This is a genomic window from Pannonibacter anstelovis, from assembly GCF_036881715.1.
GTDB lineage: Bacteria > Pseudomonadota > Alphaproteobacteria > Rhizobiales > Stappiaceae > Pannonibacter > Pannonibacter anstelovis.
This window is the reverse complement of sequence record NZ_JBAKBF010000001.1, coordinates 98,536-119,406: the sequence shown is the minus strand read 5'-3', so window position 1 is coordinate 119,406 and position 20,871 is coordinate 98,536. Positions and strand designations below refer to the sequence as shown.

Annotated in this window: 19 protein-coding genes; 10 read left to right on the top strand and 9 right to left on the bottom strand. The window is 63.0% G+C overall.

Annotation, left to right across the window (positions count from 1 at the left end; all coding sequences use genetic code 11):
• Positions 1-5: 5 nt before the first annotated feature.
• Both V6L75_RS00565 and V6L75_RS00560 read right to left on the bottom strand, forming a co-directional pair.
• Positions 6-695, bottom strand: a complete 690-nt coding sequence (locus V6L75_RS00565) for a FadR/GntR family transcriptional regulator (RefSeq protein ID WP_334249599.1) — start codon at positions 693-695, stop codon at positions 6-8.
• Between the two features lie 122 nt (positions 696-817).
• Positions 818-1,732 (bottom strand): GntR family transcriptional regulator, encoded by a 915-nt coding sequence (locus tag V6L75_RS00560; RefSeq protein ID WP_334249598.1) that lies wholly within the window; start codon positions 1,730-1,732, stop codon positions 818-820.
• A gap of 129 nt (positions 1,733-1,861) precedes the next feature.
• Here V6L75_RS00560 and V6L75_RS00555 point away from each other — a divergent pair, with 129 nt between their 5' ends.
• Complete coding sequence (locus V6L75_RS00555; protein ID WP_334249996.1) at positions 1,862-2,845, top strand: zinc-binding alcohol dehydrogenase family protein; 984 nt, start codon at positions 1,862-1,864, stop codon at positions 2,843-2,845.
• A 1-nt stretch (position 2,846) separates the two neighbouring features.
• Here V6L75_RS00555 and V6L75_RS00550 read toward each other — a convergent pair whose 3' ends face one another.
• The 3 genes from V6L75_RS00550 to V6L75_RS00540 are packed head-to-tail and all read right to left on the bottom strand — an operon-like array spanning position 2,847 to position 5,437.
• Positions 2,847-3,506: an aspartate/glutamate racemase family protein gene (locus V6L75_RS00550; RefSeq protein ID WP_334249597.1), complete on the bottom strand. Its 660-nt coding sequence runs from the start codon at positions 3,504-3,506 to the stop codon at positions 2,847-2,849.
• A 10-nt stretch (positions 3,507-3,516) separates the two neighbouring features.
• Positions 3,517-4,689 carry an amidase gene (locus V6L75_RS00545; protein ID WP_334249596.1) on the bottom strand — a complete coding sequence of 391 codons (1,173 nt, stop codon included), beginning with the start codon at positions 4,687-4,689 and terminating at the stop codon, positions 3,517-3,519.
• A 13-nt stretch (positions 4,690-4,702) separates the two neighbouring features.
• The gene (locus V6L75_RS00540) at positions 4,703-5,437 is read right to left on the bottom strand and encodes a FadR/GntR family transcriptional regulator (protein ID WP_334249595.1); all 735 of its coding nucleotides are present in this window, start codon (positions 5,435-5,437) and stop codon (positions 4,703-4,705) included.
• A gap of 200 nt (positions 5,438-5,637) precedes the next feature.
• Between V6L75_RS00540 and V6L75_RS00535 the strand changes: the two genes are divergently transcribed.
• The 5 genes from V6L75_RS00535 to V6L75_RS00515 all read left to right on the top strand — a co-directional run bounded on the left by V6L75_RS00535 (position 5,638) and on the right by V6L75_RS00515 (position 11,377).
• Complete coding sequence (locus tag V6L75_RS00535) at positions 5,638-7,248, top strand: ABC transporter substrate-binding protein (protein ID WP_425498632.1); 1,611 nt, start codon at positions 5,638-5,640, stop codon at positions 7,246-7,248.
• A gap of 110 nt (positions 7,249-7,358) precedes the next feature.
• Complete coding sequence (locus tag V6L75_RS00530; protein ID WP_334249594.1) at positions 7,359-8,312, top strand: ABC transporter permease; 954 nt, start codon at positions 7,359-7,361, stop codon at positions 8,310-8,312.
• A gap of 3 nt (positions 8,313-8,315) precedes the next feature.
• Complete coding sequence (locus tag V6L75_RS00525; RefSeq protein WP_334249593.1) at positions 8,316-9,215, top strand: ABC transporter permease; 900 nt, start codon at positions 8,316-8,318, stop codon at positions 9,213-9,215.
• Positions 9,216-9,227: 12 nt separating this feature from the next.
• A complete protein-coding gene (locus V6L75_RS00520) occupies positions 9,228-10,292 on the top strand; it encodes an ABC transporter ATP-binding protein (protein ID WP_334249592.1) in 1,065 nt (354 codons plus the stop codon).
• A 92-nt stretch (positions 10,293-10,384) separates the two neighbouring features.
• Positions 10,385-11,377, top strand: coding sequence for an ABC transporter ATP-binding protein (locus tag V6L75_RS00515; protein WP_334249994.1), 993 nt, complete (start codon positions 10,385-10,387; stop codon positions 11,375-11,377).
• Positions 11,378-11,443: 66 nt separating this feature from the next.
• Here V6L75_RS00515 and V6L75_RS00510 read toward each other — a convergent pair whose 3' ends face one another.
• Entirely contained in the window at positions 11,444-13,249 is a 1,806-nt protein-coding gene (locus tag V6L75_RS00510) for an adenine deaminase (protein ID WP_334249591.1), read from the bottom strand.
• Positions 13,250-13,463: 214 nt separating this feature from the next.
• Between V6L75_RS00510 and V6L75_RS00505 the strand changes: the two genes are divergently transcribed.
• From V6L75_RS00505 to V6L75_RS00490, 4 genes are all read left to right on the top strand, one after another.
• Complete coding sequence (locus tag V6L75_RS00505; RefSeq protein ID WP_334249590.1) at positions 13,464-14,486, top strand: zinc-dependent alcohol dehydrogenase; 1,023 nt, start codon at positions 13,464-13,466, stop codon at positions 14,484-14,486.
• Between the two features lie 180 nt (positions 14,487-14,666).
• Entirely contained in the window at positions 14,667-15,794 is a 1,128-nt protein-coding gene (locus tag V6L75_RS00500) for an AbrB family transcriptional regulator (protein WP_334249589.1), read from the top strand.
• Between the two features lie 95 nt (positions 15,795-15,889).
• Positions 15,890-16,819 (top strand): carbohydrate kinase family protein, encoded by a 930-nt coding sequence (locus V6L75_RS00495; RefSeq protein ID WP_334249588.1) that lies wholly within the window; start codon positions 15,890-15,892, stop codon positions 16,817-16,819.
• A gap of 268 nt (positions 16,820-17,087) precedes the next feature.
• Entirely contained in the window at positions 17,088-18,770 is a 1,683-nt protein-coding gene (locus V6L75_RS00490; RefSeq protein WP_334249587.1) for a methyl-accepting chemotaxis protein, read from the top strand.
• Between the two features lie 81 nt (positions 18,771-18,851).
• Here the strand turns inward: V6L75_RS00490 and V6L75_RS00485 are convergent, their stop codons facing one another.
• Genes V6L75_RS00485 through V6L75_RS00475 form a run of 3 tightly spaced genes read right to left on the bottom strand, consistent with a single transcriptional unit; the run spans position 18,852 to position 20,868 of the window.
• Entirely contained in the window at positions 18,852-19,166 is a 315-nt protein-coding gene (locus V6L75_RS00485; RefSeq protein ID WP_334249586.1) for a lipid-A-disaccharide synthase N-terminal domain-containing protein, read from the bottom strand.
• Positions 19,167-19,202: 36 nt separating this feature from the next.
• Positions 19,203-19,973: a glycosyltransferase family 2 protein gene (locus V6L75_RS00480; RefSeq protein ID WP_334249585.1), complete on the bottom strand. Its 771-nt coding sequence runs from the start codon at positions 19,971-19,973 to the stop codon at positions 19,203-19,205.
• A gap of 7 nt (positions 19,974-19,980) precedes the next feature.
• Entirely contained in the window at positions 19,981-20,868 is an 888-nt protein-coding gene (locus V6L75_RS00475; protein WP_334249584.1) for a phosphatase PAP2 family protein, read from the bottom strand.
• Positions 20,869-20,871 lie beyond the last annotated feature (3 nt).

Genomic DNA, 20,871 nt, shown 5'->3' with positions numbered 1-20,871 from the left:
CAATGTCAGACGGGATCGCCCGCCTGTTTTGCGAGGGCCGCGAAGACGGCGCCCGAATAGTCGAAATGGGTGTTGAGACTGGCCGTGAGCCCGGCGGCGTCCCGCTCGCGCAGCTTGCCGATGATGGCCTGATGCTGGGCATGGGACTCGACCGTCTGCGCCGAGCGGGACTTGCCCACCTCCATGTAGAAGCGCAGCGGCACCGACAGCACCCGGTACATGCGGATCAGCACCGTGTTGCCCGTCGCCTCCACCATGGCCATGTGAAAGTCGTAGTCGTGCCCAGCGGCTTCCGAAACAGTCATGGCCCGGCGCATGCGCTCGTTCGCCTCGGCCATCTGTTCGAGATGGCTGTCCGTCACGCCAATCGCGGCCAGAGGCGCTGCGCCGGTTTCCAAGATGCGGCGGAAATTGAGCACGTCTTCCAGCGTCTTGGCGGAATTGTCGAAATGCTGGGCAAAGACGGAAAAGATCGGATCGAAATCCGGCTTGCGCACCTTTGCGCCGCGCCGCGTCTTCTCGATAAGGCCGAAGGCTTCCAGATGGATCATGGTCTCGCGCACCGTGTTGCGCGCGACGCCAAAACGTTCGGCCAGATCCCGCTCGTTTGGCAGCAGATCGCCGACCTGCATGCGCTCCACGATCTCCCGGCGCAAAACCTCGCGAATGTCCTCGACTGCTGAAAGTCCTGCCATGGCCTCCCCTCCACTGGCTTTTGGTCCTATGGTTGGACCAAACTCGGTGCTATGGATTCACCGGAGCGATCCGCTTGTCAAGCCTTGTCAGACAAGCAGGTTGCCAATTCTCGGTGAGGCCGTCACGTTGCGCCGCTGTCTTCCGGCCAGATGACCGACGCCATCAGCGTTCGCCGGGCGGTGGCCAGATGGGCATCCAGCGCAGCCTGTGCACGCACTCCATCACCTGCCTGAACGGCCTCGATAATGGCCATGTGCTCAGAAATTGCAGCCCGGTTGCGATGCTGTTCGTCACGCTTGTTCCAGCGGTAATGGAAGTGCACGATGATGGAGATGGTGCGGCTGAAGTCGATGATGAAGCGGTTGCCAGAGCAAGCGCAAAGCAGTTGATGGAACTGCGCATCAAGCTGTGGAAAGGCATCCAGCCCCTCATCCGGCCCGGCAGCCAGAGACTGATGGGCCAGCAAAAGTTCCTGCAACTCACCAGCCCTTTCACCTTCAGGCCCGCAGACGCGCATCATGCCGGACAGCGCCTTGCGCTCGAACATCTCGCGTACGGTGAACATTTCTTCGGCAAAGCCACGGGTGAAGCCCTTCAGCACCCAGTGCCGGTTCGGCTGCTTCTCGATCAGGCCAAATGGCTCGAAGCGGATCAGGAATTCGCGGACGGAGGCCACATTGACCCCGAACCGGCGGGCAAGCCCTGCCTCGCTCAGCACCGTGTTGGGGCGCGGATCGCCTCTGAGCACCCAATCCAGAAACTGGCTCTCCACAAGAGCCTGATGGGACAGCGTCTCCGATTCCTCGAACCAGTCAGCCGCCTCCGGCAGGCGGCACAGGACCTTTTCGCGCCCGTCCCAGTCGAGAATCCCGGCTTCAGCCAGATGCGCCAGCACAGCGCGAACGGTGGTCCGGCTCACGGAAAGAGCCTCCGCCAGCTCGGCTTCCGAGCCCAGGCTTTCACCGGGCTCCATCAGCTGCAACCGGTCCAGCATGAGATTCACGTGCAGTTTGAAGAGGTTGCGGTTACGCGCCACGAACAGGCCTCTGGTTTTCAACCGGGATCAACCGGATTCAGTTTGACGGAAACGGATCTTTTTCAATAAAAAACCGTAAGCGATACAAACGCGCATTTCAAGAAACCCGGAAACTGTCCCATGTCCCTGATGAAGACCCTTGTGTGTGCCGAGCCTGGCAAGTTCGAACAAGCCCAGCGTCCGCGCCCCGAGTCCAAGCCCGGCCATGTGCGGGTGAAGATCGGTCATATCGGCATCTGCGGCACGGATTACCACATCTACGGCGGTCATCAGCCTTTCCTCGCCTATCCGCGCGTCATGGGCCACGAACTTTCGGGCACGGCAGAGGAAGCCTCTTCCGATGGACGGATTGCCAAGGGCGATCTCGTCGTGGTGAATCCCTACATCACCTGCGGCAAGTGCCACGCCTGCACCATCGGCAAGCCCAACTGCTGCGAGGCCATAGCCGTGCTTGGCGTCCACACGGATGGCGGCATGTGCGAGGAAATCGTGGTGCCGGAGGGCAATCTCTATCCGGCCGAAGGGCTGTCGCCCAAGGCTGCGGCTATGGTCGAGTTTCTGGCTATCGGTGCCCATGGCGTGCGCCGGGGCGGTGTGAGGCGCGGCATGAGCGCGCTGATCGTTGGCGCAGGCCCCATCGGTCTTGGCGCTGCGATCTTTGCAGCCATTGAAGGCGCAGACGTGACCCTGCGCGACACCTCACAGTCGCGGCTGGATCTTGCCCGCAAGGCCCTGCCCTCTGCCCGCTACGAACTGGTGGGACAGGAAACGCCGGGTGCCTATGACGTGGTGTTCGATGCCACCGGCAACATCAAGGCGATGAATGCAGGGCTTGCTCATGTCGCCCATGGCGGCGCCTATGTGCTGCTGTCCGTGGTCAAGGGTGATCTGGTCTTTGCCGATCCTGAGTTCCACAAGCGCGAGACGACACTCTTCGCCAGCCGCAATGCGCTGAAGGAAGACTTCGAGCACGTCATTGCCAAGATCCGCAGCGGCGAGGTTCCGGTAGATGCGCTGGCAACCCACGAGACCAGCTTCGAGGACGCCGTAACCAGCCTGCCGCTCTGGGCAGAAGACCGTGGCACGCTGATCAAGGCCATCATCACGGTCTGATTCAAAAACTTGCGCGCCGGATCAGCCTTGCGATCCGGCGCGCCGCTTCAGGCACCGGCTCGATGATGGGAACGGGAAACTGCCCCGCCAGAGCACGCGCCGCAACGGCCAGCGGCCCGCCGCCAATGACAATCGCCTCGGCCTCATCTTCCGAAATGGCCAGATGAATGGCCTCTGCCAGAGCCGCTTCCAGCCGTTCCGGGTTTGCCATCACCTGATGCACATCGCCCGCCGTCAACCGCACGGAAACGAGACTGTCACCAAGACCATAGGCCACTGCCCGTGCCTTGATCGGGACGGCCAGATCCGGCGTCGTGGTCACCACGCAAAACCGCCGGCCGCCCTCAGCCGCTGCCTGCATGCCCGCTTCGGCAATGCCGGTGACGGGCACCTGTAGAACGGCGCGCAGCTCCTCCAGCCCCGGATCGCCGAAGGCAGCCGTGATGACGCCGGAAATCCCCTCCGGCAGATGATCCGCCAGCGCCGCCACATGCCCTGCCGCTTCCGCCAGAGCCTTTGGCTCCGTGATCACCGGCGGCCCTTTGGCAACGGTCACGGGCAGAAATTCGATCTCCGGCACCGCCTCCGCCGCAAGCCGTACCATGGCAAGCGTCGTCGCCACAGTGGTATTCGGGTTGATCAGCGCCACACGCGGCTTCATTTCTGCCTCCTCACGCGGCAGCGATGCGGCGGGCGAAATCCAGGATCATCTCCTCCCCGCCCCTTGCCGCCACCAGCGACAGGCCAACCGGCGCGCCGTCCACGCTGGCACCGGGAACCGTCAGCTCCGGCAGGCCGCTGAGACCGGCAATGCAGGTGATGGGCATGGTGGCCCGGCGGTAAAGCTCTAGATCCGCCTGGCTGGCATCGCGCAGGGGCGCCGGGCCGGGAGCAGTCGGAAGAAGCAGGATCACACCGCCGGAAAGCGCTTCATCCATGGCAGCGCGGATGACAGACCGGTCTTGTGCAACCTTGGCAAACGTTTCTTCCGGAACGGCTTTGGCCGCGGCAAGCCGCTCACCGACACCGGGGCCAAAGTCCGGCTGCTCAGCCTCGATCCAGTCCCCCAGCGCGCGCCAAGCCTCATAAGCCTGATGCAGCCGGAATGTCTCGAACCAGTCGATCCCGCCGTAAAGCGGGATGGCATGGGTGAGCGCAGGCCCCAGCAGGCTTTCAGCACGGGCGACACCTGGCGCAAGAGCGCTCCGCATTGCAGGGTCCAGCGTGGCCCATATGGTTTCCGGCATCCACAGCCGCGCGGGGGCCGGTGCATTGTCTGCCTTGATGCCAAAGACGGCGCTGATCCGCAGCATCAGATCGAGCTCCCGGGCAAACCAGCCCGGCACATCGAAGCTGGGGGCAAGCGGCTTCAACCCCGTGCCATCAACGCGGCCATGGCCCGGGCGCAAGCCGTAGAGCCCGCAGAAGGACGCAGGAATGCGCACCGAGCCGCCCGTATCGCTGCCAAGGGCAAAATCCACCAGACCTGCCGCCACCGCAGAGGCAGAGCCGGACGACGATCCGCCCGGCACCCGCAGCGGCGCAGCGCTGTTCAGCGGCGTGCCCGTGTGAGCATTGCTGCCGATCATGCTGTAGGCAAGCTCATCCATCTTCGTGAAGCCTGCCAGTACTCCCCCCGCATCCAGCACCGCTTGCAGTGACGGCGCCGTCATCGTGTCCGGCGCGTGGCTGGCCTTCCAGGCCGGACTGCCATTACCTGCCACACGGCCCGCAAAGGCGTAATTGTCCTTGGCGGCAAAGGTCAGCCCGCTGAGCGCGCCTGCGCCCGCCACCAGCGGCGTCTCCAGAACCTCGACGAAAGCTTCGGCTGTATCATTGATCATGAAATTATCTTCCTCACGAGGTCAGTTCGATGCCAGCGCGCCGGGCGGCGCCCTGAATGTGGGCAGCCATGGCGCGGCAGGCGGCATCCCGGTCCAGCCGGTCCACTGCCTCCATGATGGCAAGATGCTCGGCTGCAGTCTCAACCATGCTCTCCATCCGCACCATCGGCACCCATTGGCTGCTTTGGAACTCCCGCGCCATCTGCCGGTGCATGGACTGAAAGATGCGGTTGCCGCAAGCCTCGACGATGAGATCGTGGAACAGGGTGTCCTGCTCTGCCGCCTCGACACTGCGGCCCGTGCGGGCGGCCGCCATCAGCGCTTCGACAGAGCGCCACAGCCGCCATTTCACATCTCCGGTGATGGCAGGCATGGCAAGACGCAGCACCTGCGGCTCCATCGCCATGCGGAATTGATAGGTTTCCTCAAGCGAGTAGCCCGTGCCGTGCGACCACAGATCCGCCGGCTGAAGGCCGGAGGCGGCAGCGACAAACAGCCCGCGCCGCTGCTCCACCCGCACCAGCCCCAGTGCCTCCAGCATGGAAATCGCCTCGCGCACAGAAGGCCGGGACGCACCCAGAATGCCGGCCAAATCGCGCTGGGATGGCAGGGCATCGCCCTCTTCCAGCCCTTCATCGGCAATCATCGCCTGTATCGCCCGGGCCACGCGCGCCGGGACGGAGGCGGACGCGTCATCCTCCGGCAGCGCCAGTGTGCCGTGCACGTCATGTGGTGAAAGACTGGTCATATCTGCCTAAATCTTCGCCTTGCATCAAAAATGCGCTGTTCATACGCTTATCTGGTCAGACCAGAAGGATTTGGTAGCCCACGAAAACCTGACCTTCAAGTCAAAAATTTAAAATGACTTCCACACCTTGCGAAACCCGCAAGTTCTGAAAAGTCATTCAATAAGAAATAGATCGCACCTCTCAGAGAAGGAAGACATTGATGGCGTTGAAGACGTTCCGAAGCGCAGCACTTGCCGCTTTTTCGCTTGCCGCCCTTGCCGGCACATCAATGCATGCCCTGGCAGCAGGCACGCTGCGCATCGGCATGACGGCATCGGATATTCCTCTCACCACCGGTCAGGTTGATCAGGGCGGCGAAGGCATGCGCTTCATCGGCTACACGGTCTATGACTCGCTGGTCGAGTGGGACCTGTCGAGCGCGGACAAGCCGTCTGTCCTGACGCCGGGCCTTGCCACCGAGTGGAGCGTTGATCCGGCCGATACCACCAAGTGGACCTTCAAGATCCGTCAGGGCGTCAAGTTCCACGATGGCTCGGATTTCACCGCCCATGATGTGGTGTGGAACCTCGACAAACTGCTGAAGACCGATGCCGAACAGTATGACCCGCGCCAGGCCGCGCAGGGCAAGTCGCGCATTCCCGCTGTCGCCACCTACCGGGCCATCGATGATTTCACGCTGGAAGTCGTGACCAAGGCTCCGGATGCGACGCTGCCCTACCAGCTCGCCTGGATCTTCATGAGCTCCAAGGCCAACTGGGAAGCCAAGGGCAAGAACTGGGAAGAAGTCGCCAAGGCCCCGTCTGGCACCGGCCCGTGGAAGCTCGCCAGCTTTGTCCCGCGTGAGCGTGCAGAACTCGTTCCCAACACCGGCTACTGGGATGAAGCGCGCATCCCGAAACTCGACAAGATGGTTCTGCTGCCCCTGCCCGAGCCGAACGCCCGCACGGCAGCCCTGCTCTCCGGTCAGGTGGACTGGATCGAAGCACCTGCCCCGGACACGCTCCCGGCTATCAAGGCGCAGGGCATGACGATCACCTCCAATGCGTATCCGCACAACTGGACCTGGCACCTGTCGCGCGCCGAAGGTTCGCCCTGGAACGACATCAACGTGCGCAAGGCTGCAAACCTCGCCATCGACCGCGACGGCCTGTCCGAACTTCTGGGCGGTCTGATGATCCCGGCCAAGGGCTTCGTGCCGCCGTCCAACCAGTGGTTCGGCAAGCCCACCTTTGACGTGAAGTATGACCCGGAAGAGGCCAAGCGCCTTCTGGCGGAATCCGGCTACGGCCCGGACAAGCCGCTGAAGGTGAAGGCGCTGATCTCGCCATCCGGCTCCGGCCAGATGCTGCCGCTGCCCATGAACGAATACATCCAGCAGAGCCTTGCGGAAGTGGGCATCGAGGTGGAGTTCATGGTGGTGGAATGGAACCAGATGATCAACCTGTGGCGCGCCGGCGCAAAGGACCCGAGCGTCGAGGGCTCCCAGTCGATCAACTTCACCTATTTCATCCAGGACCCGTTCACCGGCTTCCTGCGCCACCTGAGCTGCGACCTCGTGGCGCCGAACGGCACCAACTGGGGCCACTACTGCGATCCGGAGATGGAAGACCTGTTCAAGCAGATCAAGACCACCTTCGATCCCGAAAAGCAGGATGAGGTGATCCGCAAGACCCACGAGAAGTTCGTCAATGACGCGCTGTTCCTGATGGTCACCCATGACGTTGCGCCCCGCGCCATGACCGGCAAGGTGAAGGGCTTCGTCCAGCCGCAGAACTGGTACCTGAACTTCTCCTCCATCACGATGGAATGAGGCCTTCTGCCCGGCGGAGGTCTTCTCCGCCGGGCTTTTTCCCAGTGAGACCGGCCGCAAGAGCCGGGACGCAAAAGACACCGGTTTCCAGCGAAGAGCGGCCCCCGCCCATGTTCATCTATCTTCTGCGCCGTTTGATCTATGTGCTGCCGGTTGCCATCGGCGTCAGCCTGATCTGCTTCCTGCTTGTGCATATCGCCCCCGGCGATCCATTGACGGCGATCATGCCTGTTGACGCGACACAGGAAGAACAGACAGCCATGCGCTCGGCCTACGGGCTCGACAAGCCCTTACCCGTTCAATACGCCATCTGGGTCGGCAAGGTCGTGACCGGCGACCTCGGCAAGTCCATCGCGACGGGCCGTCCGGTGGCTGAGGAAGTATTCGGCGCAGTCCAGAACTCCCTGCTGCTGGCAATGATGGCAAGCCTCATCGCCTTTCCTGCCGGCCTGACGCTCGGATTTCTCGCTGGATACTGGCGCGGCACCGCCTTTGACCGGCTGGTGACGGGCGCTGCCATCACCGGCGTCTCCGTGCCCAACTACTGGCTCGGCATCGTGCTGGTGATCATTTTCTCCGTTCAGCTTGGCTGGCTTCCGGCCATGGGCGCAGGGCCCGGCGGCTCGGGCGAATGGATCTGGGACTTCGAGCATTTCAAGTATCTGATCCTGCCATCCGTCACCCTGTCTGTTGTGCCCATCGGGCTGGTCGCCCGCACGGTGCGGGCGCTGGTGGGCGATATTCTCACGATGGACTTCGTGCAGGCGCTCTATGCCAAGGGCATGCGCCACCGCGAGGTGCTGCGCCACGTGCTGTGGAATGCCGCACCCACGGCCCTGTCTGTCATGGGCCTGCAGCTCGGCTATCTGCTGGGCGGCTCGATCCTGATCGAGACCGTGTTCAACTGGCCCGGTTCCGGATTCCTCCTGTCCAACGCAATCTTCCAGCGCGATCTTCCGCTGCTGCAGGGCACGATCCTGGTGCTCGCCATGTTCTTCGTCACCATGAACCTCCTCGTCGATGTGGCACAGGCCGCCATCGACCCGCGCATCAAGAGGGCCTGAGCCATGAGCGTTACAAGCCCCGCAGCAAGCCCGGCCACGATCGCCGCTCCCGTGGTTCAGTCAGCCCGCGGCTACTGGTCCGGCGTCGCCCGCCGTTTCACCCGCGACCGGCTGGCCGTGATCTGCCTCGTCATTCTGGCGGCGCTCGTTCTGGCCGCGATCTTTGCCCCGTATCTCGGCCTGGCCGACCCATACAAGGCCAGCATGATCCGCCGCCTGAAACCCATCGGCTTCGACGGCCATCCGCTTGGCACCGACGAGCAGGGCCGCGACATGCTGGCCCGGCTGATTTACGGCGGCCGCCTGACCCTGTTTGTGGGACTGATGCCGGTCGTCTTCGCCTTCTTCATCGGCTCGGCACTGGGCATCATTGCCGGTTATGCGGGCGGCTGGCTCAACACGGTGATCATGCGCACCGTGGACATCTTCTTCGCCTTTCCGTCCGTGCTGCTCGCTATCGCCATTTCCAGCGCGCTGGGCGCCGGCATCGTCAACAGCCTGGTTTCGCTCACCATCGTCTTCATCCCGCCCATTGCCCGCGTCGCCGAAAGCGCCACCGCAAGCGTCCGCTCGCTCGACTATATCGACGCAGCGCGGGCAAGCGGCGGCGGCGCGCTCACCATCATCCGCGCCCATGTGATCAGCAACGTTCTGGGGCCGGTCTTCGTCTATGCCACCAGCCTCACCAGTGTGTGCATGATCCTCGCCGCCGGCCTCTCCTTCCTCGGCATCGGCGTACGTCCGCCTGAGCCGGAATGGGGCCTGATGCTCAACACTCTGCGTACGGCGATCTACGTGAACCCCTATGTCGCCGCCCTGCCCGGCCTGATGATTTTTGCCACCTCCCTCTGCCTCAATCTGCTCAGCGACGGCCTGCGCAGCGCGATGAACGTCAAGGACTGAGGAGCACGCACAATGACAGCCACAAGAGCCTTGAACGCAGACACTGTTGCACAAACCGAAGACAGGGGCGGCCCGGCCCAGCCCCTGCTGATGGCCCAGAACCTGACCAAGCACTTCCCTATCCGCTCCGGCCTTCTCAACCGGCGCACCGGCACCGTGCATGCGGTGGATGACGTTTCATTCCATGTGAAAAAAGGTGAGACGCTCGGTATCGTCGGTGAGTCCGGCTGCGGTAAGTCCACCACCGCACGCCTGCTGATCGGCCTCATCCCGCATGATGCCGGGCAGATCATCTTCGACGGCGAAGCGCTGGGCGCGGAACTGGCGCTGAAGGATCTGCGGCGCGGCGTGCAGATGGTGTTTCAGGACAGCTACGCCTCGCTCAATCCGCGCCTCACCATCCTCGACTCCATCGCCTTCGGCCCGAAGCTGCATGGCATGGACGATCCGGAAGGGCGCGCCCGCCGGCTGATGGAAAAGGTGGGGCTGGACCCAGCCCGCTTTGCCCACCGCTACCCGCACGAACTCTCCGGCGGCCAGCGCCAGCGCATCAACATCGCCCGCGCACTTGCCATGGCTCCGCGCCTCGTCATCCTCGACGAAGCCGTCTCCGCCCTCGACAAGTCTGTGGAAGCGCAGGTGCTGAACCTGCTCAACGACCTCAAGGCAGAACTGGGCCTGACTTACGTTTTCATTTCTCATGATCTGAATGTGGTGCGCTACATCTCCGACCGGGTGATGGTGATGTATCTGGGCGAAGTGGTGGAAATCGGCCCAGCGGAGAGCATCTACGAGCGGCAGGCGCACCCCTACACCGCCTCGCTCTTTGCTGCGATGCCCTCCATGGACCCGGACAACCGCACCATGGAACCACCGCTTGCAGGCGATCCGCCCAACCCGATCAACCCGCCCACCGGCTGCCGCTTCCACACCCGCTGCCGCTTTGCCGAAGGCGTCTGCGCGGCGGCCAAGCCTGCCCTTGCCGCCCTTCCCGGCACGGATGAGCACATGGCGGCCTGCCACATGCTGGAGCCCGCCTCCGGCCACAGCCTTGCCCTGAAGGAGGCCGCGGAATGACGAGCACAGCAACTGGCACAGCAACTGGCACAGCGACTGGCACAGCGACTGGCACAGCGACTGGCACAGCGACTGGCACAGCGACTGGCACAATGACCACCGCTGCCCCTTTGATGGAGTTCGACAACCTCACCGTCCGCTTCAAGGGCGAGCGCACGGTCCATGCCATCAACGGCGTCAGCCTGACCATGCAGCAGGGTGAAACGCTAGGGCTGCTGGGTGAGTCCGGCTCCGGCAAGAGCGTGACACTGAAGACGCTGCTGCGCCTTCTGCCGCCGCGCCGGACGGAAATCGAAGGCAGTGTGAGGGTGAACGGCACCGACGTGATGAAGCTGCAGGGCGCCGCCCTCTCCGCCTTCCGGGGCCGCGAGGTGTCCATGGTGTTCCAGGAACCGGCGCTGGCGCTCGATCCGGTCTTCACCATCGGCGACCAGATCGCAGAAACCGTCATGCGACACAAGGGCGTGAGCAAACTGGCCGCCATGGATGTGGCGCTGGACATGCTCACCCGCGTTCGCATCCCCTCGCCCGAGCGTCGGCTGAAGAACTATCCGCATGAAATGTCCGGCGGCATGCGCCAGCGCGCCATGATCGCCCTCGCCCTCGCCTGCCGCCCCAAGCTGCTGCTGGCCGATGAGCCGACCACCGCCCTTGATGCCACCGTGCAGATCCAGATCCTGCTGCTGCTGCGCGAATTGCAGAAGGAATTCGGCATGGGCGTGATCTTTGTCACCCATGACATTGGCGTTGCCATCGAAGTATCGGACCGGATCGCGGTCATGTATGCGGGCAATATCGTGGAGATGGGCCCGGCCCGCGAGATCATTCGCAACCCGCAGCATCCCTACACGCGCGGCCTTCTGGCGGCGAACCTGCATGATGTGGTCAAGGGCCAGCGGCTCGACGCCATCCCCGGCTCACCGCCCGCGCTGGAGACGAAGCCCGTTTCCTGTTCCTTTGCCCCGCGCTGCGCCTTTGCAACCGATCTCTGCCGCAATCAGAAACCGGAGCTAGTTCCGGCCAGCGGCCAGCCCACCCACGTCTCCGCCTGCTTCCACCCCCAGGCGGCAAACGTGGCAGCTTGAGCCCATCCCCGGCTACGTCCCCACCTTGTGCGGGAACGTAGCCGGGGAGGAAGTCCTTGCAACCTGCTACTGCGCATTCTCCATGATCAGATCCGTCATTTCAAAACGGATGACATCAACAAGCCCGAGATCGGAAATGCGCAGCTCGGGGATCACGACAAGCGCCAGCAGCGAGTGCTGCATGTAGGCATTGTTGAGAGTGCAGCCGCAGGCCGCCATGGCCTCCACCATCGCTGCCGCCTTCGCGGCGACATCCACGGCGGGGCTGTCGGACATGAGACCGGCGATGGGCAGTTCCACCAGCGCCAGTTCCTTGCCGTCCTTCCAGACGGTGACACCGCCGCCCACCTCGCCCAGACGGTTTGCAGCCTTGGCCATCATCTCGCGGCTGGTGCCGACGACGATCATGTGATGGCTGTCATGGGCAACGGTGGAGGCAATCGCCATATCTCCCGTGTAGCCGAAGCCGGAGACAAAGCCGTTGACCACCTTACCCGTGGCGCGATGACGCTCCACCAGCGCAATCTGGCAGACCTCTCCTTCCGCCTCCACCAGCCCGCCAGAGACGGGAAGCTCCGCCGTCAGCGCCTTGGTAGGAGCCTGATTTTCAACGACACCGATAACGCGGGCCTTCACCGCATTGGCACCGGCAGGCGCGGGAATGGCGAAATCAGCCGCCTCCAGCACCTTGCCGAGCCGCACAGTCTCGCGCGCGCTCTGCGGCCAGTCATAATGCGGGCACTCCGCAAGCAGCTTGCCCCCCTGGGCGACCAGAACGCCACGGGCATAAACATCCTCGATAGGCAGGTCGGTCAGACTGGAGGTAAGGATCACATCCGCCCGCCGCCCCGGCGCGATGGAGCCAAGCTCCCGCTCCAGGCCGAAGTGGGAGGCTGTATTGATCGTTGCCATCTGCAGCGCGATCACCGGATCGCAGCCGCAGGCGATCGCATGGCGCACCACACGGTTCATGTGGCCATCGTTCACCAGCGTGCCGGAGTGGCAGTCATCGGTGCAAAGGATGAAGTTGCGCGGATCGAGCCCCTTCTGCGTCACCGCGGTGATCTGGCTTTCCACGTCATACCAGGCAGAGCCCAGCCTCATCATGGAGCGCATGCCCTGCCGCACGCGGGCGATGGCATCGGATTCCGCCGTGCCCTCGTGGTCATCCGCCGCACCGCCCGCCACATAGGCATGGAAGGGAATGCCCCTGTCGGGGCTGGCATAATGGCCGCCAACCGTCTTTCCTGCGGCCATGGTCGCGGCCATTTCGGCCAGCATCTGCGGGTCGCCGTTGATGACGCCTGGATAGTTCATCATTTCGCCCAGACCGATGATGCCCGGCCAGCTCATGGCTTCAGTCACATCCTCGGCGGAGATTTCGAAGCCCGTCGTTTCCAGCCCCGGCGCGGACGGCGCGCAGGAGGGCATCTGCGTGAACATGTTGATGGGCTGCAGCAGCGATTCGTCATGCATCATCTTCACGCCCGCCAGACCCAAAACGTTGGCGATCTCATGCGGATCGTGGAAGATCGTGGTGGTGCCGTGGGGAATGACGGCAGCGGCAAATTCCGCCGGTGTCAGCATGCCGCTTTCCACATGCATGTGACCATCGAGCAGCCCCGGAATGAGGAAGCGCCCATCCGCCTCCACCACCTTCGTGCCTTCACCAATGCAGTGCGAGGCATCGGGGCCCACATAGGCAAAGCGGCCTTCACTGACCGCCACCTGCCAGCCATCGAGGATTTCCCGGCTCTGCACGTTAACGAGCCGCCCGCCCCGGATGACGAGATCCGCAGGCGCCCGCCCGGCCGCCACCGCCACGAGCTTCGGGGCAGTTTCAGCCCAGGATTTGAAGGTGGACTGGCTCATGGCGGAAAACTCCTGATGGATCTGACTGTTGCGCCATGGTTCGGTGCGGCGCCCCGGCTGTCAAGCCACAGACTGCCCCAAGAAACAACCGGCAATTGATCTGGCGCAAGGATGATACCGTCTCTTCGCTGGCACCTTCATGGCGAGCCGCTACCCGGAAATGTCAGTTTCCGCGCGGCCCAGCGATTTCCTGCTGGACGGAAGGAGACAGCACATGTCTGCGAAGATGAAAGCAGCCGTCGTCAGGGCTTTCGGAGCCCCGCTCGACATCAGCGAGGTTCAGAAGCCGGAAGCAACGGCGGGCAAGATCGTCGTCAAGATGATGGCGAGCGGCGTCTGCCACACCGATCTTCATGCCGCCGAAGGCGACTGGCCCGTGAAGCCCAATCCCCCGTTCATTCCCGGCCATGAAGGCGTCGGCTATGTCTGCGAAGTCGGCTCCGGCGTCAAGGGCGTCAAGGAAGGCGACCGGGTGGGCGTTCCCTGGCTGCACTCAGCCTGCGGCCATTGCAAGCATTGCATGGGCGGCTGGGAAACCCTGTGCCACGACCAGCACAACACTGGCTACAGCGTCAACGGCGGCTTTGCCGAATACGTGCTGGCCGATCCGGACTATGTGGGCCACCTGCCCGACGGCCTCGACTTCGCCCCGGCAGCGCCCGTGCTCTGCGCCGGCGTCACGGTCTACAAAGGCCTCAAGGAAACCGAAACGAAACCCGGCGAAACCGTAGTCATCGTCGGGGTTGGCGGTCTCGGCCACATGGCCGTGCAATATGCCCGCGCCATGGGCATGAAGGTGGTCGCCGTCGATATCAGCGACGACAAACTGAAGCTCGCCAGCAGTCTCGGCGCCGATCTGACGATCAATGCACTGACCACCGATCCTGTGGCCGAGGTGCAGAAGCTGGGCGGAGCAGAAGGCGTGCTCGTCACGGCCGTCTCCACCAAGTCCTTTGCACAGGGCTTCGGCATGCTGGCCCGGCGCGGCACCATGGCCCTGTGCGGCCTGCCCCCCGGGGACTTCCCGCTGCCGATCTTCGACACGGTGCTCAACCGCAAGACCATCCGCGGCTCCATCGTTGGCACGCGCAATGACCTGGCCGAATCCCTCGCCTTTGCCGCAGATGGCAAGGTGAAGGCGCATTACGCGATGGACAAGCTCGACAATATCAACGCGATCTTTGCCAAGATGCGCGCCGGTCAGATCGACGGCCGCATTGTCATGGACATTTCCTGAAGACCCCAACCTTCAGGAGATCCCTCCGGCCGCGGGGCCGGTGCATGAAGGACAGGCTGCGGTTGTCTCATGGCAACAAGCTGCCTATAGTTCGATGTGCACCGGGGCCGGAGGGTTTCTTTTTTGAAGCGAGGCTGTGGTGCGCTTTCACCGTGACGCTCCCCGACCCGCAGTTCCCCCGTGTCCCGACAAGATCCCGCCTCCGAACAGCCTGGCCCTGAAGCCTCAGGCACAGAAAAAGCCCGTGCCCTGACGCCCGAACTTATGCGCCGCATTGCCTTTGGCGCGCTCCTCGGAGGTGCAGGCGGTCTCCTGTTCTGGCTGGCTCATATGCCGCTGCCGTGGATGCTGGGCTCCATGCTCTTTACCATGGTGGCCTCCATCTTCGGTGCCCCGATCCTGCCGCCGAACCGCATCCGCCCTGCCCTTGTGGCAGTCATCGGCGTGCTGCTCGGCTCCGGATTTTCGCCAGCACTCATGGGACAGCTCGGCGACTGGGTCATCTCGCTCGGCCTGCTGGCGCTCTATCTCATCGTTTCCGGTGTTCTCGCGGTTCCCTTCTACATGAAGGTGGGCGGTTTTGACCGTATCACCGCCTTCTGTTCCGGCATGCCGGGCGGGCTGATGGAAATGGTCAGCCTTGGAAAGGATCTGGGCGGCGACGAGCGCAAGATCATTCTGGCGCATGCCGCCCGCATCGTCGTCACCATCAGCCTGATTTCCTTCTGGTTCCGCATCATCGAGGGCCAGAGCGTAGGCACCACCATCACCAAGGGCGGCAGCCCGTCCTGGCAGGATCTTGTCATCCTTGCGGCCTGTGGCGTCATCGGCGCTTTCGTGGCGCTGAAACTGCGCCTGCCTGCTGCAACCCTCGTCGGCCCCATGCTGCTGAGCGCCGCCGTCCATGTCACCGGCATCACCACAAGCGCCCCGCCGCAGGGGCTGGTGATCGCCTGTCAGGTGCTGATGGGCACCATCATGGGCTGCCGGTTTCTAGGAGCCGGACGGCGCGAGGTGATCCATGCCGTCTCCCTCAGCTTCGGCGCCACCTTGATGACCCTGCTGGTGACCTTGCTGTTTGCGCTCGTCTTCGGCGCTTTCATCGGGCAGACCACCTCGCAGATCGTGCTGGCTTATGCACCCGGCGGCCTCACCGAAATGAGCCTCATTGCCCTCGCCATGAAAGCAGAAGTCGCCTACGTGGCCAGCCACCACATCGCCCGTATCGTGCTGCTGATTTCCTTTGCGCCGCTGGTTCTCTCCCTCATCGACCGCCGCCCGCCCGGACGCATCAAGCCGCGAGACTGATCCCTTCCGGAGATGCCTCAGCCCTTGCAAGCGCCAGAAAGCCGGGGCACAAGCAGTGCGGAGCTGATTTGGTCCGTAAACTGGGAGGAACGCGGATGATCTTGTGTTGCGGCGAAGCGCTGATGGACATGCTGCCCAGAACGGTGGGCACGGAAGGCACAGCCTTTCTGCCGGTCCCGGGCGGCGCCATCTTCAACACGGCCCTTGCGCTTGGCCGCCTCGGCAACAAAGCGGGGTTTCTGTGCGGCGTATCAACGGATCTCTTCGGCGAGCAGCTTCTGGCCCATCTTGCGGCCTCTGGCGTCACATTAGACTTGTGCATCCGCTCTGCCCGCCCCACGACGCTTGCCTTCGTGCGGCTGGTGAACGGCGATGCCACCTACACTTTCTATGACGAAAATTCGGCCGGACGCCTGATCACACCGGAAGATCTGCCAGTGTTGCCGGACGGAACAAGCGCCCTGCATTTCGGCGCCATCAGCCTGATCGGCGAGCCTTGCGGCACCGCCTATGAAGCCCTGCTGACGCGTGAAGCCCCCGCCCGTGTGATCTCGCTCGATCCCAACATCCGCCCCGGTTTCATCACCGATGAAGCTGCTTACCGCGCCCGACTCGCCCGCATCATTCCGCAGGCAGACATCATCAAGGTCTCGCATGAGGACCTGGACTGGCTGGCCCCCGGTGAACCGTTCGAAGCCCTTGCAAAGGGCTGGATTGCCAGCGGCGTGAAGATTGTCATCCTCACCCTTGGCAAGGATGGCGCAAGGGCTATGACCCGCACGCTCGACGTGACCGTTCCGGCCCGCAAGGTCGAGGTGGTGGACACAGTCGGTGCCGGCGACACGTTCAACGCAGGTTTCCTTTCGGCGCTTGACGATGCCGGGCTCCTGACCAAGGAGGCAATTGCAGGCATTGCGGAGCAGAGCCTTGCAGCCGCTCTGGCCCGTGCCGTGGCGGTCGCGGCCATTACGGTTTCACGCGCCGGTGCCAATCCGCCTTTCCGCAGTGAGATTTCCGGCAGCTGAGACCGCTGATTACAGCCAGCAGTAGGAGTCAGCTGCCCGCAGGGCGGCTGATTTTTTGTGCACCGCAAAAATAAAACCGGAAGACCTGCCGCCTTGCATTTTACAACCCAAGATTTTGACAGAAGACTACGCACAATATGAAACTACAAAAGGGCCGGACCACACGTCCTCAACGTCACCCATCTGTCATCTTCATTTAAAGCTTCAGTAATCACCACATCCTATCGTTACGGCCAGATTCTTCCGCTCCGGCAGAAAGGCCCTACCGATGGCACTCAAGCATATTCCCATCGTCCAGAAGATTTTGGCGGTCCTTATTCTCATGGGACTTTGCGCAACCGGGATCGCAGCCGTCGCCTGGACGCAGATTAACGCTCTCAGCCATTCCTTCACGGAAGTCGGAGCTTCCGAAGAGGCAGCCCGCGAAGCAATGGACCTGCGGATCGATATCATTGCCATCAGCCGCATGACCTATCAGCTGGCACTCGCCCCCGAAAAAGCCTCCGACTTCCGCGCAGAGACAGACCGCCGCTCCAAGGAAATGCTCGCCCGCCTGCCGGTTCTCGAAGCTGTGGCCGACACCGCGCAGAAGCAGCAGCTGGCGGATGTGCGCAAGGCAATGGATGCCTATTTCAAGACCATCATTGCCATGGTGGACGTAGCCGCCAAGGATCCGGCAAATGGGGAAGCCATAAACGGTGCCCTTGCAACCGCTCTTTCTGGCCAGAAAACCGTGACGGACGCGGTCAAGGTCTACAGCACCTACTCCGGCGACATGATGAAGACCCAGCGCGAGACGGCGTCCAGTTCTGCCATCTCTGCCGCAACCACCATGGTGGTCACCGCCGTCATCGCCATTATCGCCGGCATTGGCGTCGGGCTTTATGTCAGCCAGTATGGCATCGCCAAGCCGATTTCCGCGATGGTCGAAACGCTGACCCGGCTTGCTGATGGCGACAACACTGTCGCTGTCGAAGGCACTGACCGCCGTGACGAAATCGGTGCAGTTGCCAAGGCCACACTGATCTTCAAGGAAAACAGCATCGAGAAGGAACGCCTGCAGCAGGAAGCAGATGCGGAGAAGGCAAGCGCCGAAACCCGCCAGAAGGAAATGATGGCGCGCATTGCCAAGGAATTTGAAAATGCCGTCGGCGGCATCGTGAGCAATGTGACTGTCGCTGCAAACCGGCTCGAAAAGGCAGCGCAGGCCATGTCTTCCAACGCGGAACACACGTCCCAGCAGTCCATCACCGTGGCAGCTGCTGCCGAGCAGGCCTCGGCAAACGTTCAGACCGTGGCGGCTGCGACGGAGGAACTGACAGCCTCCGTACGCGAGATCGCTGGTCAGGTCGACCAGTCCAACCGCATGTCGAATGCCGCGGTGACAGATGCCGATACGGCAGCCCGCAAGGTTCACAGCCTGTCGGATGCGGCTCAGAAGATCGGCGACATCGTCGAGCTGATCAATGGTATCGCCAGCCAGACCAATCTGCTCGCACTCAATGCCACCATCGAGGCGGCCCGTGCGGGTGAAGCCGGCAAGGGCTTTGCGGTGGTTGCCGCCGAAGTGAAGCAGCTTGCCGACCAGACCGCCAAGGCCACCACGGAAATTGCCTCGCAGGTGGCCTCCATCCAGCTCTCAACAACGGACTCGGCCGCTGCCATCACGGACATCGCCGAATCCATCCGCAAGATGAGCCAGATCAGCGGCGCAGTTGCTGCCTCGGTGGAAGAACAGTCTTCCGCCACGCAGGAAATTGCCCGCAACGTGCAGCAGGCCTCCAGCGGCACGGCGGAAGTGTCGGGTGCCATCACCACAGTGACCCGCGCGGCGCAGGAATCGAGCTCCGCCTCCACGGACGTGCTGCATTTCTCGGCCGATCTCGCCAAGCAGGCCGATCAGCTCAACCGCGAGCTTTCCCGCTTCCTTGGCACCATCCGCGCTGCCTGAGAAAGGCTTTGTGCCGAAAGAGCAACGGGCGGGATGCTGACCATCCCGCCCGTTGTTTGTTAGCAGACCAAAAAGCTGCGTTCAGATCGTGGGATCCCGGCGCTTCTCCTTGAAGATCAGCCACAGGTTCCGGATATAGATGATCAGGCCAAGGGCCTGTCCCGCGATGAATACCGGGTCCTGACGCTGGATCGAATAAATCAGCAGCAGGGTGCCGCCGCCGATCGAGAAAAACCAGAAGGCCACCGGCACGATGGACCGCCCTACCCGCTCCGATGCAATCCACTGCACCACAAAGCGCATCGAGAACATGAACTGGGCGACGAAGCCAAGGATAACCCAAACATCCAGCTGCTCCACGAAAACCGTATGCAGCCAGTCAAGCAAAGCGTTCATCTGAATTGCGGCTCCTGTGTCCGCTCCGGCGTGGTCTCAACGGGGTCCGGCGGCCGGTTCGATGGCCGAAACCTCGGGGATGGATTTGCGGCGGCGGCGCAGCCACCACACACCGAGCAGATCGAGTGCACCAATCAGAGCCCGGTCGAAAATGCCATACTTGGACGTGCCGTGGCGGCGGTGCCGGTCCAGCACATCCACATGCACCACGCCATAGCCTTCGCGGATCACCAGCGCAGGCAGGAAGCGGTGCCAGCTGTCGAAATAGGGCAGCTGAAGGAAGACCTCACGGCGCAGCGCCTTGAGGCCGCAACCGCTGTCGCGGGTGTTGTCCTTCAGCAGCGCGCCGCGCAGGCGGTTGGCAAGCCGCGAGGCGATGCGCTTGGCGCGGCTCGCCTTGCGCCCAACCCGCTGCCCGGCAGCAAGGGCCACGGATGGACCGCCAGCTTCCAGCGCAGCCATCAGCTCAGGAATATAGGCCGGGTTATTCTCCCCATCGCCATCGATCGTGGCAACAATCGATCCACGGGCATGGCGCAGTCCCGTGCGCACCGCGCAGGACTGGCCTCCGGAACGGGCATGGCGCAGGGGGCGCAGCCAGGGGTGGGATGCGGCATAGCTGGCCAGAACCTGATCGGTGCCATCGGTCGAGCCATCGTCGATCACCAGTACCTCGAAGGTCCGGCCCTGCAGCGCATCGGCAATTTCGTCCAGCAGGATAGGCAGGTTATCGCGCTCGTCCTTGGCAGGCACGATAACACTCACTTCAGGTCCGGCAGCTGCCATGCCCAGCTCTGTACCGTTCATCGGCATCTCACTTTTCATCCTGTACAGCGGCTGAATGCACGGTCGCAGACCGGCGCCCGAGCGCTGCATTCCAAAGCGCCCGGAAGGCTGCCCTCGCCGAGAAGGCGTTGGCAATGGGCCTGATCCGGCCGCCGGGCTGCAGAACAAATCCGATGCGGCGCTTGGCCATCCAGCGGGCGCAGTAAAGCGTGGTCGCAGCCCCCAGCACAAGACCGGCGGCAACGTCCGAAGGGTAATGGGCACCAACCATCACGCGGCTGAAGGCTGCCCAAAAGGCAACAGCGGCAATCAGCCAGCGCCAGGCAGGAAAAATCAGCGCCAATGCCAGCGCAAAAGACGCAATCGTGGTTGAGTGGCCCGAAGGAAAGCTGGTGTAGGTGCTGTTGAAGGCGAATAGGCTGAACTCGACCGGACCGGCCACTTCATAGAGCTTTGGACGGGCGCGGCCGATGCTCCACTTCAGGATCACCACCAGAATGCCGCTGAGCGCGACGGCGTAGAAGACAAAGGCCGCATAGGTCCAGATCATGGCTCCGGCCATGCGCACCCGCACGGCGAGAACCTTCGCATTCACGAGAGCCAGACAGGCAAGGCAGAATAGCCCGGTAGACCAAAGGATCCAGTTGGATTTGCCCAGATCCGTGACCCAGGAAAACACCACGCCATATTCCGGCGGCAATGCCCGCACCCACGGGATCGCAGGGATATCGAGCATCACCACGCCAAAGCCGGCTGTAAACAGCAGGATGGCCAGAAAGTCCTGCGGACGCTGACCGGCAGGCAGTGGTTCATGCTGGCCCTGCGCCCGGGCGCGCCGGTTGGCAATAATGGCGCGGATGCTGGCGACATTTGCCGCAAAACGCTGCCGCATCTTGGAAAAACGACCGGATGCCATCAG